Annotated in this window: 10 protein-coding genes; 3 read left to right on the top strand and 7 right to left on the bottom strand. The window is 43.3% G+C overall.

Annotation, left to right across the window (positions count from 1 at the left end; genetic code table 11):
• Positions 1–50: 50 nt before the first annotated feature.
• The 3 genes from recD to pnp all read left to right on the top strand — a co-directional run bounded on the left by recD (position 51) and on the right by pnp (position 5,354).
• Positions 51–1,823 (top strand): exodeoxyribonuclease V subunit alpha, encoded by a 1,773-nt coding sequence (recD, locus tag C8322_RS11165; RefSeq protein ID WP_111810637.1) that lies wholly within the window; start codon positions 51–53, stop codon positions 1,821–1,823.
• A gap of 912 nt (positions 1,824–2,735) precedes the next feature.
• On the top strand, positions 2,736–3,005 hold the full coding sequence (gene rpsO / locus C8322_RS11155) for a 30S ribosomal protein S15 (protein ID WP_004637724.1): 270 nt from the start codon (positions 2,736–2,738) through the stop codon (positions 3,003–3,005).
• A 261-nt stretch (positions 3,006–3,266) separates the two neighbouring features.
• Positions 3,267–5,354, top strand: a complete 2,088-nt coding sequence (gene pnp, locus C8322_RS11150; RefSeq protein WP_171056640.1) for a polyribonucleotide nucleotidyltransferase — start codon at positions 3,267–3,269, stop codon at positions 5,352–5,354.
• Between the two features lie 446 nt (positions 5,355–5,800).
• Here the strand turns inward: pnp and C8322_RS11145 are convergent, their stop codons facing one another.
• The 7 genes from C8322_RS11145 to C8322_RS11115 form a co-directional block, all read right to left on the bottom strand.
• The gene (locus C8322_RS11145) at positions 5,801–6,064 is read right to left on the bottom strand and encodes a YdcH family protein (RefSeq protein WP_008303905.1); all 264 of its coding nucleotides are present in this window, start codon (positions 6,062–6,064) and stop codon (positions 5,801–5,803) included.
• Positions 6,065–6,146: 82 nt separating this feature from the next.
• Positions 6,147–6,476, bottom strand: a complete 330-nt coding sequence (locus C8322_RS11140; RefSeq protein ID WP_008303908.1) for a chaperone modulator CbpM — start codon at positions 6,474–6,476, stop codon at positions 6,147–6,149.
• A 506-nt stretch (positions 6,477–6,982) separates the two neighbouring features.
• Positions 6,983–7,444: a DUF2147 domain-containing protein gene (locus tag C8322_RS11135; protein ID WP_004813478.1), complete on the bottom strand. Its 462-nt coding sequence runs from the start codon at positions 7,442–7,444 to the stop codon at positions 6,983–6,985.
• 194 nt (positions 7,445–7,638) lie between these two features.
• Complete coding sequence (locus C8322_RS11130) at positions 7,639–8,103, bottom strand: DUF2147 domain-containing protein (protein WP_111810636.1); 465 nt, start codon at positions 8,101–8,103, stop codon at positions 7,639–7,641.
• A gap of 461 nt (positions 8,104–8,564) precedes the next feature.
• On the bottom strand, positions 8,565–9,440 hold the full coding sequence (hslO, locus tag C8322_RS11125; protein WP_004813475.1) for an Hsp33 family molecular chaperone HslO: 876 nt from the start codon (positions 9,438–9,440) through the stop codon (positions 8,565–8,567).
• A gap of 50 nt (positions 9,441–9,490) precedes the next feature.
• Complete coding sequence (locus tag C8322_RS11120; protein ID WP_111810635.1) at positions 9,491–11,344, bottom strand: cation:proton antiporter; 1,854 nt, start codon at positions 11,342–11,344, stop codon at positions 9,491–9,493.
• Between the two features lie 41 nt (positions 11,345–11,385).
• Positions 11,386–13,623 (bottom strand): primosomal protein N', encoded by a 2,238-nt coding sequence (locus tag C8322_RS11115; RefSeq protein WP_111810634.1) that lies wholly within the window; start codon positions 13,621–13,623, stop codon positions 11,386–11,388.
• Positions 13,624–13,711: the final 88 nt, after the last annotated feature.

Here is a 13,711-nt window from a genome sequence, read left to right as displayed (position 1 = left end):
ATACAATAGAAACAGAAAATTATCCTGTGGATAAGTTTGAGGATAACTGTGTGGAAAATGAGCAAAATCACATATCACAGCTGGCTTCGCCATTGATGCCCTGGATCGAGCATATATGTCAGCCACCATTCAGCTCAGCTAACTTCGGCGATGAGGCTAAACTGCTCATGCATGCCGTACTGGAAGCCATGCAAAATGGTAACAGCTGTATTGACGCGGCAGAGGATCAAATCGCCTTGCTACACAATCTGGTGCGCCGTGGCGAGTCTGATCAGCATGCGATTGCACCCTTTATTTTTCAGGACCAGCAGTTGTACCTGTACCGTTACTGGAAACTGGAACAGGCAATCGCTGCGCATGTGGTTCGCATCAAATGCCAGCAGTTAAAAGCTGTTCAGTTGAATGGCTATCATCGCAGCCTGCTTGCTGATCCGCAACAGCAGAAAGCGCTGGAAATGGTGGCCAGTCAAGGTTTAAGTATCATTACGGGTGGCCCGGGAACCGGGAAAACCTATACGCTGGCACATATCATTGCGGTACTGAATGAAAGTTTGCCGGACATCCGGATTGCCATGGCAGCACCGACCGGCAAGGCGGCACAGCGTATGAAGGAAGCGTTGCAGAATGCCTTGAGCAGTCCAGCACTGGCCCAGTTTAATCTGGAAACTTTGAAACAGTTACAACCTGTGACCTTACACCGACTCTTGGGTCTGGGAATAACTGCACAGCCAAGATTCCATGCCCGACAGCCACTACCTTATGAGGTGATTGTGGTCGATGAAGCCTCTATGCTTGATCTGAGCCTGGCACAGATGCTGCTGGCAGCGGTGCCAGATGGGGCGCGTTTGATTCTACTGGGCGATGCGAATCAGCTGGCTTCTGTCGATGTCGGCACCGTATTGGCTGATTTGCAGCAGGTTCCGGCCTTGGCCAATAACCGGATCAATCTGATGAAAACTCGACGGTTTAGTGAAGGGGCACGGATTGGTGCATTGGCACATTTTATTCAGAAAGCACATCCTGATCATGATCTGTTAACCGAATTTGAACAGCAGGTGGTAACTGCATCCGAGCTACAGGCCATTGATCTGGAGCAGATCGAAATTGACCATCTACAGCTGCAATACCTGCCGGAAAATCTACTGCTCAATGATGCTCAACCTTATTATGACCAGCTGATGTATGGTTATCAGGGCTATGTACAGGCTCTCAAAACAGGGGGAGGCAGTCAAGATTTTAATAGGTTTGTAGAGCAGATTATCCGTCATTTTGATGATTACCGTATCCTGACGGCAATCCGCCATGGGGTTTTGGGTCTGACCCGACTTAATCAGCAGATTGAACAGCGCCTGCTCACTGCAACCGGGCAGATCAAGCAGGGCGACTGGTATATCGGTCGTCCGGTGATGATGACTTATAACGATTACCAGCTGGGACTATCGAATGGGGATATTGGGATCTGTTTCCTGCGGGAGCATCTTGGACAGCGCCAGTTTGAAGTCTATTTTCCGAGTCTGGAAAAATGGGTTTTAGCAACGCGTTTGCCAAAAAGTATTGAAACTGCCTTTGCTCTAACCATTCACAAATCCCAAGGTTCAGAGTTTCGGCACACTGCAGTCGTACTGGATCATAAAGCCAGTAACCTGTTAAGTAAGGAACTGATTTACACAGCGATTACACGTGCAAAAAAAGCAGTCACACTATTGGTAGATCGTGAAGCATTTATACAATCATTAAGCCTGAAAACTACCCGTCGTAGTGGCTTAAGCAAAAAAATCATTGAACAGTGTCATAACTTTTCAGGTAATAGTGAAACTGATTAATGTAAGCATATGCTTACAGCGATTCAGGAGATTTGCGGATAGAGCTTCACTGCCCTTTTTGAGAAGATGGGCCCTACAAAGAACTCAACAAGGAAAGTTGAGTATAATCGCATAATTATTATAAGAAAGTCGTGAGACAGCGAACTTACATTGATGTAGGTGAAAAAAGAGGAAACTTACAGCCGCTAAGCCTTGTAGTTTTGGGAGAGACTACAAGGCTTTTTTATGTCTTGAGTTTATGGAAAGGTAGCATAATTTTATAAATTATTTAATTTATCTAAATCATCTGCGTAAGATGAACAGGATGGGTTAAAAATGAGATTTGTGTAATATTAATCACAATTTAGGTTAATTAATGTAAGAAAATACTTACATATAGATGCGAAAAATGCGTCTATGAGTAGCCCGGCTTTATGGCAGAATCTACTACACAGGGATGTTGCAGTAAGAGCATGGAAAGTTTTTATTAACAATAATAACTATAAAGCGCGATGCAGCGTAATAAAAACAATAAACAATAAAAAAATAATGAAGAAGAAGAAACTACAGCGCACAAGAAGCCCGAGTCCTCTCGGGCTTTTTTTTATAGTTAAATAAAATTACCTGTATATTTAGCCAATGAGGCGAAAGATCAGCTGTTCTATATTTGTCTGAAATAATAAGGTGTTTTCATAATTTTTCGTTCAATCTCTAAACCAATTCGACAAGCTTTATCTTGCAGATAAACAATCTGATTCCAATGAACTGAGTGGATTTCTTTAAATCTATCTATCGTCGCATGATCTATTTTTGCAATCTAACGTAATTTCCCTTAAAATATGCAACTTGCTGTAGTGATGCACGGCAGTCAATGTTCTGAATTCTCATTACTTTGATTTTTATCAAGATATATAAGCATCTCGGAGAAATCGAATGGCTTTAACAAACGCAGATCGCGCAGAGATCATCGCTAAATTTGCTCGCGCTGAAAATGACACTGGTTCACCAGAAGTTCAAGTAGCTCTTTTAACTGCTCAAATCAATGACTTACAAGGTCACTTCAAAGAGCATAAACACGACCACCATAGCCGTCGCGGTCTAATCCGTATGGTTAACCAACGTCGTAAGCTTCTTGACTACTTAAATGGTAAAGACCACGGTCGTTATGTTGCTTTGATCGGTGCTTTAGGTTTACGTCGTTAATTCGATTTAAGCTTTATTTTCGGGTTTATTGCATGCATTGTGCTTTACAGCTGAAAACTAAAGTCAGCTTGGCTTTTTAGTCAGGCCTAGGAAGGGGCGAATGTTTCGCTCCTTCTTTGTGTTTAAAATTAGTGTTTCTTTCTGGTGAGGTCGGCTTCTAAGCTTTGTCATTTACTCGTTCAAAAGGACGTGAATGCCAAACCTTAGGGGTCTCCACTAGAATAATTGTTCACAAGAACTAGGAAAAAATAAAACATGTCGATGTTTAATATTGTTCGTAAAGAATTCCAGTTTGGTCAGCACCAGGTGGTTCTTGAAACTGGTCGTGTTGCACGCCAGGCCAATACTGTTGTGATTACTATGGGCGGCGTAACCGTACTGGTCGCTGTTGTTGCTCAACCGACTGCTAAAGCGGGTCAAGACTTCTTCCCGTTAACCGTAAACTATCAAGAAAAGCAATATGCTGCAGGCCGTATCCCGGGTGGTTATGGTAAACGTGAAGGCCGTGCGTCTGAAGCTGAAACTTTAATTTCACGTCTGATTGACCGTCCAATCCGTCCATTATTCCCAGAAGGTTATTACAATGAGATCCAGGTGACTGCGACTGTAATTTCTTCTGACAAGACTATGGAAGCTGACATCGCTGCGATGTTAGGTACTTCTGCTGCACTTGCGATTGCGGGTACACCATTCCGTGGTCCAATCGGTGGCGCACGTGTTGGTTTGATCAACGGTGAATATGTTCTTAACCCGAACTATGAGCAAATGGCTCAGTCTGACCTTGACCTAGTGGTTGCAGGTACAGAATCTGCGGTATTGATGGTTGAATCTGAAGCGAAAGAACTTTCAGAAGACCAGATGCTGGGCGCTGTATTGTTCGGTCATGACGAAATGCAAATCGCGATTCAAGCAATTAAAGAATTTGCTGCTGCAGCTGGCGCGAAAGAATCAACTTGGGTTGCTCCAACTAAAAACGAAGATCTTCAGGCAAAACTGAAAGAAGCGTTTGAAGCGAAAATCTCTGAAGCGTACACCATTGCAATTAAGCAAGACCGTTATGCGGCACTTGATGCAATTCAAGCTGAAGCAGTTGCTCAATTCGTTCCTGAAAATGACGAAACTGGTATTGCAGATGACTTGAACGAATTGTTTGAAGATCTGAAATACCGCACAGTACGTGACAATATCTTGTCTGGTAAGCCACGTATCGACGGTCGTGACACGAAAACAGTTCGTGCACTTGACGTACAAGTTGGCGTGTTAGACCGTGCACATGGTTCAGCATTGTTTACCCGTGGTGAAACTCAGGCGTTGGTAACAACAACTTTGGGTAATACACGTGATGCTTTGATGGTTGATACATTGTCAGGTACTAAAACTGACAACTTCATGCTTCACTACAACTTCCCTGCATACTCTGTAGGTGAAACTGGTCGTGAATCTGGTCCTAAACGTCGTGAAATCGGTCATGGTCGTTTGGCACGTCGTGGTGTACAAGCTGTTCTTCCAGCAGCTGACCGCTTCCCGTATGTAATCCGCATTGTATCTGATATCACTGAATCGAACGGTTCATCTTCAATGGCTTCTGTATGTGGTGCTTCTTTGTCACTTATGGATGCAGGTGTACCAATTAAAGCACCAGTGGCTGGTATCGCGATGGGTCTTGTGAAAGAAGGCGAACGTTTCGCAGTTCTTTCTGACATCTTGGGTGACGAAGATCACCTTGGTGATATGGACTTTAAAGTAGCCGGTTCTGCAAATGGTATTACTGCACTTCAGATGGATATCAAAATCGAAGGTATCACTGAAGAAATCATGGAAGTTGCTTTGAACCAGGCGTATGCAGGTCGTATGCACATCCTGAATGCAATGAACCAGGTGATTTCACGTGCTCGTCCAGAAATTTCTATGCACGCACCGACTTTCCAGGTAATTACCATTAATCCTGACAAAATCCGTGACGTCATTGGTAAAGGTGGTGCGACTATTCGTCAAATCACTGAAGAAACTAAAGCTGCGATTGATATTGAAGACAATGGTACAGTACGCGTATTTGGTGAAACTAAAGCTGCTGCACAAGCTGCGATTGCAAAAATCCAGGCGCTGACTGCTGAAGTTGAACCAGGTACGATCTATACAGGTAAAGTGATTCGTATCGTTGAATTCGGTGCGTTCGTTAATATCCTGCCAGGTACTGACGGTCTGCTACATATTTCTCAAATTTCTAACGAACGTATTGCCAATGTTGCAGACGTATTGAAAGAAGGTCAGGAAGTGAAAGTACAAGTTGCTGATGTTGACAACCGTGGCCGTATCAAATTGACAATGAAAGACATTGAACAAGCTTAATTGTGAGATGACTTTTAAAGTCTGAAAAAAGCCTGCTTTATGCAGGCTTTTTTACATCTGAAGTTTATAAAATCAAAAAATAACGGCTGATTTAAGTGAGATAAATCCGTTAGATCCAGTCAATATTTGAATTACATTGCTTGCGATGATGTTGCTGGAGGATTATGTCTTGATCATATTTTTAGATTTTATTTTGATCAGAGCACTGGCAGCAAATTAAAGTTAATTGAATTTGCTGCCAGTGCAGATGTGATCTAAACAATACCGAATTGATTATTTCGCTTATGAACAAAACATCATCCACTAAATTATTTAGACCACCTTAGGTTTCTGGCATTTTTATAGAGGCAGGAAGTAGGATGCCAATCATTCTCCTGCTTATGCTTAAAATCACTTTTGGATTCTTATAACATGAGTTGCCTGCTTTTAGTCTTAACTATCCTGAATCAGGTCAAAGGATCTGCCTCTGAATTCTTGAGTAGTCTGTAAATCTCATCTTTTAGCTTTAATTTTTTTCGCTTGATTGCTTCGATGTCTGTATTAACAAGATTTACCGGGTCTAATGCCAGCTGTGCAATCTGTCGATCCAATTCATCATGTTCCTCAAAAATACGGGCGAAATACGGATTTTCATCCCGGAGCTGGGTAATAAGGTCGCGATATTCGGGGAACATGTACTTTAATTTTTTATTGCAATCTCTGGTTTTCATAATCAGTTATAAACTCAAAAAAATAATGTAAGAATCCCCGAACTATCTCAGTTTCAGCCGAGACAGACCAGGGAGGGGGAGGTTATTTGAAGTGCAGATGCTTCACTTCACGACGTAGCTGTTGAACTTCATCAATCAGATCCAGCATCATGGCGACAGCACTAAAAGATGCATCAAAATCACGTTGTAAGCGGTATGCCCGTTGTGCTCGGGTAACATCTTCACCAATGAAATGATAGGAAGTGTTACGACTACGGTTAGGTAAAATGCCATGTTCCATCAGCTGCATTACCCATTCCGGGCTTTGCCCGCATGCTTCTGCAAAATGGCTGAGATCAAATTGATGGTCATCCATGATTTCTGAGGGGATAAAACCCTGAGAAAAATTTTCTTTATATTGAATGGTGGTCATGGCCTGCTCCTTAAATATCCAGACTAAAGTCATTGCTGTGAATCAGATCGGGGGCATGTGGTAATAGATAGGATTGGAGATAATGCCTGAGATCAGATTTCCCATGATTCAATATATGCGTGGCAGTCGTGCAAAAACTGCTGGAGGTACAAAACCTGCTTAAATTTAAGTTAGGCAAGTGATGAGCTAAAAGTGGCTGATATCTGCCACGCAATAGCAACTGTTTTGCCGAACATTGGTCAAAAATAGTTTCAGATGCATCACCATATTGCTTATTTTTATTTTTGAACATCCCTGTGCCGTGACCCGCTTTTAATAGAGAGTCAGGTAATCGTTGGAGCATAGAGGTATATGATCTGAACATAGTAAATGGATAAAAAATAACCGTGTTCGATCCATTATTCTGAGTTTTAGTGCACTACAACAGTGAAGATTTGTACCTTATTGTTTCAAATCATGACAATAAAAAAGCCTCCGAGTAGAGGCTTTTTAAAATACTAACTAAATTAGTGTTTTATCCAAGTTACGCTGCGTCCAATTACGGAAACGCCTACATAACCACGTAGAGTTAAGCGTTTACCATTAGCGTTCAAACGTGCTTTACCTTTATAGATCTTGCCCCCAATTGGATCCAAGACTTGACCATCAATGTATTCATTTGGCTTATTTGGATTTTGTTTAAAATTCCAAATAAAAGGTAAGCCAATGAACGGTTTACCTTTGAGCTTGCCAGGGCAGTTATGGCAAATAACTTGTTTTTCGGCACCTGGTAGACTCCGGGTTTCGACAATAATCCCTTCATAGGTGCCATCAGGTTTTTTGCGGATTTCGACATCTGCACGTGAATAGCCACTTTGGTCATCTACAGTCTTCCATATTCCAATCAATGGATCTACATTGGCTAAACTGCATACTGATACGGTTGCTAAAGAAATCCCCATACATAAAGCGCGTACTAATTGTTTCATATCCATCCTAGGAAATTATCGTGTTTTAAAAATAGATTTATTGCTCTAATTTATAAGTAATAACTTTATAAATCAATTTATTATTTTGTGATGAAAGTTGTTTTAATATGGGTTAAATGAACGAAAAATCATGTTTTATCGAAAATGTTTGAAGCTTGTCCAAGTCATATCGCATAACTTGGACAACGCAATTTTCAATTTTTGATCCAGGTCATATTACGCCCGACTGGAGCTCCTTCAGTTCGGCTATGAATTGCCAGATGTCGGCCATTATTTTTCAGACGTGCACGTGCCTGATATAGTTTTCCCGAGATGGGGTCGAGCAGGGTGCCATTAATAAATTCATTAGTCTTTTCTGGATGACTGCTCAGACCCTTAAGCATGGTCAGTCCAACCAGAGGCTGATCTTTGAGAGAGCCAGTGCATTGGGTACAGTTTTGTTGTGGAACCGCCCCCGGAACCTCGCGTACATTTACAATTTTGGCCATATAGCGATCTTTAGCATCCTTGCTGATGATGACATCTGCCAGAGAATAACCGGTACGGTCATCAATGGTTTTCCATTGTCCAAGCAGTGGATCATTGTTGGCAGATACTGACAGGCTAATCGTGCTTGCTGCTGCAACAATCATGGAATAGAACAGTTTAAATTTCATCATCACACATTCCCCAAGTATTAAAAATGCTTCTAAAATCTTAAAGGCATAAAAATATTATGGGATTAATATAGCGTGAAAAATCTACTAATTACCAGTGAATAATCAAATATCTTCAAGAAAAATTAAAACCTGAATTGATCAACAATCACATTAATTGAGGAATGTGGGACGTAGTGAGTATTTGATGGATCAGCAGATTAAAAAGGGAAAGAGACTGAAAGCTAGTTAAATAATTAGTTCAGACAGCTTTGGAAGTCAGGATTGATTAATAAGGGATTGAGTTTATATTCATTAAGAATAGAGGGGGGCCAAATATTGCTATGTCCATATAGCCGTGTAGAGCTGAATGATATGGTAAGTTTGAGATTAAAAATATTTATTCTTCATAGAAAAGACAACTCTGGATTTATAAAAATAAAAGCACTCCTATTGAGTGCTTTTATTAACAAAGATATCTGTAATTAACTAAGGTGCTCACCGAACAGACCTAAAGCTTCTTCAGCAGTAAAGGTGTATTGGCTGTTACAGAACTGACAATCCATTTCAATTGGATTCTGGAATTCTAAAGTTTCACGAACGGATTCAACCCCGATCTGTTGCAAGGCAATGGCACAGCGTTCTTTAGAACAGGTACAACCGAATTTCAGCTGTTCTGCTTCAGGCAAACGAACTTGTTCTTCGTTATATAAACGATAGAGGATTTCATTGGTATCCAGGCTAACCAGTTCTTCTGCTTTCAAGGTTTCAGTCAACATGGTCACGCGTGGCCACAAATCTTCATCCACATAGCGTTGTTCTTCTTCACTATTACGTGGTAGAAGCTGGATCAGCAGACCACCTGAACGCTTCTGGTCACTTGCCAGCACAATACGGGTTGGAATCTGTGCAGACAGATCATAGTACTGCATCAGACAGCCCGCCAGATTATGTTTATCCAGTGGTACGATACCTTGGTAACGCTCACCGACTTCAGGCTCAATATTGATAAACAGTACAGGACTGATCAGGGCTTTTAGAACAGTACTGCTGTCTTCTGCCACCTGAAAACGGGGATCTTCCTCATAATCAGCCAACGCACGCACTTCACCACGATGGTTACATTCCGCCATCGCCCATTTAAACGTGCCAGTAGCCTGAATCTGCAGACTGATGCGTCCCTTGATTTTTAACGTACTTGCCAATAGGGCAGTCGCACTGAGCATTTCGCCCAAAAGGATTTGTACGGCAGGAGCATAGTCGCGCTGCGCTAAAATTGTTTGTAAAGCTTCTTGAAGATGCACTACTTCACCACGAACAGGGCTATCCTCAATAAAAAAGCGTTGGCGTAAATCAGACATAAAATTCTCCATAACCCTGCTTTAATGGTGACACTATTGTAAAACACAAGTTATGACAGATCATCTGTTATGGTATCAATTCCTGTGCCGTTGATATTCTGTTGCTTCTGTATTGGATTTATTACACTTTTACGATGTTGATCCCGTTCGAACAGGTAGCTTAACTCTGCCATGCTGCTGTGCTGTTGAGCATATAATGACTCAGAACCAGATTCCGCCTGCTGTTCTGCTTTTAATACAGTTTCATCATACTGACGGAACTGTAGAATTGTCTGCTCAGCGAGTTCTACAGATTGATGGGTTGCTGCCAGTAATGACTGTGTCAGTGCTAAAGCAGAAAGATAAGTTTCACGGAAAACATTTTCTACACCCAGTTCATGCAGCAAATGTGCATGATGGCGATCACGCGCGCGTACCCACAATTTCAGATCCGGGTAATTCCAGCACAAATGACGTACGACCAGCAAAGAATCCTCAATATCATCAATCGCGACAATCACCTGATCTTTGGAAGCAATATCTGCCCGTTGTAGCGCCGTGGTTTCAGTTGCATCTGCCTGAAAGAAAGGAATAGCTTGATCTTTGAGTAGGTCACTTGCTTCAACCGTATTGTCCATCACACTAAAGCTCAGACCTTGCTGATGAAGTACACGCGCTACGATTTGCCCAAAGCGACCAAAACCAATCAGTAAAATCGGTGTAGTGGCTAAAGGCTCTACCTGGGTATCAAAGTCTGCGACCAGATGATGTGAGCGATTTAATCGCGGTAAGATTTGTTGATCGAGCAACCAATAGAGCACTGGTGTTATTAACATGGATAGCGCCAACATACATAGCAGTGGCGATAACAAGCTGATATCTAAGATGGTATGGGTAACTGCAATAGTGAGTAATACAAAGGAAAACTCACCGCCCTGGGCTAGGCTAACTGCGGTTAAGGTGCTGGTACGCCAGCTATTTTGATAATAACGGGCAATTGTCAGACTGAGCACAAATTTACTCAATATGATCAGCACGGCGCCACCAATGATCAGTCCAGGCATCTGCAAGACATCACTTAGCTGAATCGCCAGGCCAATACTGATAAAACACAAACCGATCAATATGCCATGAAAAGGCTGAATGGCATTTTCGACGTGTGGTCTGAAATCGGAATCTGCCAGCAGAATTCCGGCAAATAAGGCTCCTAAATATAGTGTTAGTCCCAGTGTCTGCATCAGTACCAACAAGCCGAGGATTACAAAAAATGCCACCAGGGCATGCAGGTCATGGCTGCTGCTTCTGGCAATCCAGCGATACAGGGGTTGCATCAAATAGCGGTTACACAGGAACAGTCCGGTAAAGGTTGCCATAATGGCAGCAAAATAAGCCACGCCATGTTCAGTCGAACTTACTCCGGAAAATAGTGGAATAATGGCAATTAGTGGAATCAGCAACAGGGCTTGAATTAATAAACTGATATAACTGAGCTGACCATGGGAAGTCGCGAGCTGCTCCTGTCGCATCAGATGTTGAATACTCAGTGTCATCGCAGACAGGCTGCCAGCCAGCCCAATGACGACACTGGTGATGAGACTTTGCTGTAAAAAAATGGCAGAACATAAACTCAGAATGGCGCCTGACCCCAAGACCAGTGCAGCAGTTGAGATCCAGGCAGAATGAGGCATCTGGATGAAGCGTTGTGGCCGTAGTTGTAAACCCGCCCAGAACAGCAGAGATAGGATACTGATTTGCATTAGCATCGAACGAAGTTGGGGATCAGTAACGAGATTCAGTGTTTCAGAACCGAGCACAAGGCCTGTCAATAAATAACCCAGCACTGCTGGCAGTTTCAAATAGCGGGTGATTGGCACAATCAGCAATGCTGCCACCAGAATTAATGTAATTTGCAACAGTATCGACATGTTCAACCTTAAATCTTATTTCCGTATTGCAGCTTGCAGGACTAGCTCAGTTCTTGTGGATCGACATCCAGGCTTAACTTCATTGAGGAAGGTTTGTCTTGCAGCATGGCTTGCCACCATGCCCTGACATAATAGTGCAAACGTGGACGGTCTGCAGACAGTAGTACCATATGTGATTGGTAACGGCCCGCCTTGCGTTCCATTGGTGCTGGAATAGGTCCCCAGATCTCCAGTTGCAGGTCCTGATACTGCCTTAAGAAGGCAGCATGTTTCTGTAAGAACTCTGTATTTAATGCCTGATCACGTGATTCGCAACGGATCATCACTGCATAGCGATAGGGTGGCATGCGGGCAATCTTACGCTGCTCTAAGGTCTGTTTGGCAAAAGCCCGGTAATTATCTGTCACCAAGGTATTTAGCAAAGCATGATCAGGACGTAAGGTCTGTAGATAGACATCACCTTTATGCTCGCCACGACCGGCACGACCAGCCACCTGTACAATCAGTTGGGCAGTACGTTCGGTGGCACGGAAGTCCACACTGAGCAGACCAGAATCAATATCTAAAATAGCGACCAGTGTGACATAGGGGAAATGGTGACCTTTGGCCAGCATTTGCGTACCGAGCAAAATCGCCGGTTCGCTTTTCTGAATCTTGTCATAGATTTTCTGCCAGCTACCGACCCGACTGGTAGAGTCACGATCTACCCGAATGACTTCATGATCGGGAAAGAGTTCATTCAATTGCTCTTCAACCTTGCCGGTTCCCATGCCGAGTGTTTTGAGTTCAGTATGATTGCAGCTTGGACAATGATCCGGCATACGGTGCAGGGTGCCACAATGGTGACAATGCAAATGTTGATATGGCTGACGGTGTACAGTGAAATTGGCATCACAGTTTGGACACTGTGCCTGCCAGCCACAGCTGTCACAAATCAAAACGGGTGCATAACCACGGCGGTTCAGGAACACCAGTACCTGTTCCTTTTTTTCCAGACGTTTGCGTATTTCCTGAATCAGATGCAGGCTGATGCCATGCTGTTTCTGTGCCACCTTTAAATCTAGAATATGAATCTTTGGCATTAAGGCTGTACCAGCACGCTGGTTGAGTTCCAGTACCTGCATTTTGCCATTGGCAACCAGTGCATAGGTATCGATACTGGGTGTGGCAGAGCCCAGAAGCACCGGACATTGCTGCAAATGCCCGCGATAAAGCGCAACATCTCGGGCATGATAACGGAAGCCTTCCTGCTGTTTAAAGGACAGATCATGTTCCTCATCCAGGATGATCAGTCCCAGATTAGGCATCGGGGTATAAATGGCAGAACGGGTACCCAACACAATCGAGGCTTTACCGGTTTCTGCAGCTTGCCAGGCTTGCAAACGTTTCGAGTCATTTAAACCGGAATGTAACAAGGCAATATGACAATGGAAACGTGACTGGAACCGGCTAATGGTTTGTGGCGTCAGGCCAATTTCTGGTACCAGCACTAAAACCTGTTTTCCCTGTTTCAGCACCTTTTCCATGATCTGCAAATAAACTTCAGTTTTGCCGCTACCGGTCAGACCATCCAGTAAAAAAGCCTGATATTTATTTTTAAATTTCAGCACCTGCTGAATGGCATGTTGCTGTTCCGGATTGGCTGTAAGCGGCATTTGTGCCAGTTGAACAGGCTGCGGGCTGAAATCCTGGGGTTCCAGCACGCATTCACAAATTCCTTTTTTCTCTAAAGCTTTTAGGGTGGCTGTCTCGATCCCTGCCAGGTTCAGTACAGTTTCAGTAGTACCGACTGGATGCAATTTTAAAATTTTATAGGCTTCCTGCTGACGCTCGGAACGGCCCACCTTGGCTTCTGCCTGGTCATCTAACAGTTTCCAGTTCCGGGCCAGCAGGTTATAGGGCTTACCCTGACGTAATAAAGTTGGCAAGGCACTTTGCACCACTTCACCAATCGGGAACTGGTAATACTGCGCTGACCAGTTCAGCAGATTCAGTACCTTGTCATCAATGAGCGCCCGGTCATCCAGTAATTCAGTAATCTCTTTAAGTTTAAAACTGGAATCTAGCGGAGTGTCTGGCGGTAGCTTTTCCATAATGACCCCAACCAGATTCTGCCGGCCAAAAGACACCGCCACGCGCGCACCAACCTTAGCCTGCTGATATTGTGCCGTACTTAAACTGTAATCAAAACAGTCAAACAGATGAACAGGAACAGCAACACGAACACGATAAACTGAAGGAGTTGAGGCTGGGTGATCTGAGATGGGCAAGTGAGGCATCCTGATGAATTTTCGTCGTGCTAAAAAGGCAGTTGTGTTAGAGTGAGCAGATATTTTATATCTAAGAATATGAATGATTTTGATGGTC

Origin of the sequence: Acinetobacter sp. SM1B (assembly GCF_003289665.1) — a bacterium.
In the GTDB taxonomy this organism is placed as follows: domain Bacteria; phylum Pseudomonadota; class Gammaproteobacteria; order Pseudomonadales; family Moraxellaceae; genus Acinetobacter; species Acinetobacter schindleri.
This window is presented reverse-complemented; position numbering and strand designations above follow the sequence as displayed.